This is a genomic window from Clostridium sp. (assembly GCF_032552055.1).
Lineage (GTDB): Bacteria > Bacillota > Clostridia > Clostridiales > Clostridiaceae > Clostridium.
In genome coordinates, this window is the sequence record NZ_JAWGSV010000360.1 from 1 (window position 1) to 2,285 (window position 2,285).

Sequence of the window (2,285 nt, forward strand, 5' to 3'; positions counted from 1 at the left end):
TCCAAATATAGCTTCTACATTATCGAGGGCTCCTGCCTTAATGATAATATCAGCACCTTTTGCATTTTCTTCTGCTGGCTGAAATATAATTCTAACTTTCCCATGTAATTCTGATTTTCTCTCATTAATAATGATAGCTGCTCCTAAAATATCAGTTCTAAGTATTTATAATTAACGTATTAAATAAACCCTATAAAATTGAATGTATTATTATATATTCTTGTTAATTTATAATATCTTTTAACTATTCCTAATATATTAAACCCATTTTACAGTTTAAATATAAACTAATAATAAGTAAGTGGACCACTTCGTTACCTACTTACATCCCTAGAGGCAATAGAACTATGTTCTCTTTTTATTGTTTTACTTCCTAAACTTCTTTAGAAAATCCTACAATTCCAAATGAACCTGCTTCTCCATGAGTAGTAATTATACATTCTGCCTGCATCCATCTAATATTTTCAAATCCTATTTCCTTTGCTTTATCTTCAGCTTCTCTACGAACTATATCTGTCAATCCTATGGACCACAATAAGTACACTTCTTTTTTATCCAAATTTCTCATATCACTATATTCTTCTATTAGCCTTGGAACTATACTTTCCATTTTTCCTCTATATTTTTTCTTAGCTACTAAATATCCATTTTCAATTTCAATTGATGTATGTATTCTAAGTATTTTCCCACCCATAAAGACGGCATTACTTACATGCCCTCCAGCTCTAAGATACTCCAATTCACCTGGAATAAAACATATTTGAGATCTATGACATATGTTACTTACTTCTTTTATCAATTCCTCCATAGTAACATTAGGATTTTCTTTTAAATATCTTGCTGTTTCAATTACAACGGCCACCTGACCAATAGATACATGTTTAGTATCAATACTCATAATGTATTCTCTGTCCTCAGATGCTATCAAATCACTCTGATATGAGCAAGTTGTTACTAGCGAATATGCCAAATGTAATATCTGTTTATCAGGATATAATCTTATCATTTGTAGATTTATATTTTTCTAAAAACTCTATTAAATCTTCATAAGTTAAATCATCAATATCAAGAATATTAAAAAGCATATTATAAGAAAGAATAAGTTTATTTTCTATACTTATATATTCTTTTTGAAGTATTATAAATACTCCTCTATACCATTTATTTTCTCAAATAATAAAGAGCTCATCTCTTTATTATATCTTCTGATGGATTATTTAGACAATTTCCTTCTGAAAATATTACCTTAATTAATTTACTTTATATTAAAAGGCAAATAAAAAATTACTTTTATTTGCCTTCATCATTCTTTTATTAAACTTTATTTTCTTTTTATAAACACTTATTAAAATTTTTCTATCCAAGCTATAAAAGCATCTACGTATGACTTTAAAAAGTTTTTTGTATTTTCGTTTACCAAAACACCTTTTTCGTCAAGTAATTCAATAACATTCCCTATATATGCTTCTGGTTGTTGTAATGTATATACATCTAAGAAAGTAAGAGATTGTCTTAGGTGATGATTGGCTCCAAAAGCAGATATACCTCCCATAGATACACTTACTATTCCTGCTGGCTTTTTAGCCCATACATTTTGTCCATATGGTCTTGAAGCTACATCCAAAACATTTTTTAATACTGCTGGTACTGAACGATTATATTCCGGAGTAAAGAAAAGATATGCATCAGATGATTTTACATCTTCTCTTAAACGTGTCCACGATGCAGGTGGATTATCTTCTAAATCCTGATTGAACATATCAATATCCTTAATATCAATAAATTTCACTTCATACTCTGCTGGTATTACTGATGCTACATAATTTGCAATTGATCTGTTAAAAGATTCCTTTCTTAAACTTCCTACAATTACTCCAATTGATTTTTTACTCATAATTTTTCCCTCCTAATATTTTTAATAAAGATAAATAATTAAAATTATATATCCACTAATCCATCTAATATATCCGATAAATGCAAGCATTCTAACATCTTTTCAAAATCTGACTGAACTTTTCCATTAATATTTTCTAATACATATCCTATTTTAGAACCCACAGGACAATTTTTATTAGTATCTGAATGGATAGCGAATAAGTCATGCCTATTTTCAACAGCTTTAAAAATTTCTAAAAGAGATATTTCTTTTGGTTCTTTCAAAAGCATAGTTACGCCGATTTTAGTTTGTGTTTTAATAAGCCCTGCTTTTTTTAAATCACTCATAAGACGTCTAACAAGTGTTGGATTAGTATTAACACTACTAGCAATATAGTCAGATGTAATAC

The 2,285-nt window shown here is 28.4% G+C and carries 4 protein-coding genes; all 4 read right to left on the reverse strand.

Annotated features, from left to right (window positions below; genetic code table 11):
- The coding region (locus E6248_RS16445) for a M20/M25/M40 family metallo-hydrolase (protein ID WP_396335163.1) at positions 1-165 on the reverse strand (165 nt) is incomplete at its 3' end.
- A 208-nt stretch (positions 166-373) separates the two neighbouring features.
- Complete coding sequence (locus E6248_RS15495) at positions 374-1,006, reverse strand: DegV family protein (RefSeq protein ID WP_316341666.1); 633 nt, start codon at positions 1,004-1,006, stop codon at positions 374-376.
- Positions 1,007-1,345: 339 nt separating this feature from the next.
- Positions 1,346-1,894 carry an NAD(P)H-dependent oxidoreductase gene (locus E6248_RS15500; RefSeq protein ID WP_316341667.1) on the reverse strand — a complete coding sequence of 183 codons (549 nt, stop codon included), beginning with the start codon at positions 1,892-1,894 and terminating at the stop codon, positions 1,346-1,348.
- Between the two features lie 44 nt (positions 1,895-1,938).
- The coding region (locus E6248_RS15505) for an Rrf2 family transcriptional regulator (RefSeq protein WP_316341668.1) at positions 1,939-2,285 on the reverse strand (347 nt) is incomplete at its 5' end.

Excerpts from the sequence above, each read along its gene's own strand:
- E6248_RS15495 (WP_316341666.1), bottom strand. The coding sequence starts at position 1,006 with ATGATAAGATTATATCCTGATAAACAGATATTACATTTGGCATATTCG.
- E6248_RS15500 (WP_316341667.1), bottom strand. The coding sequence starts at position 1,894 with ATGAGTAAAAAATCAATTGGAGTAATTGTAGGAAGTTTAAGAAAGGAA.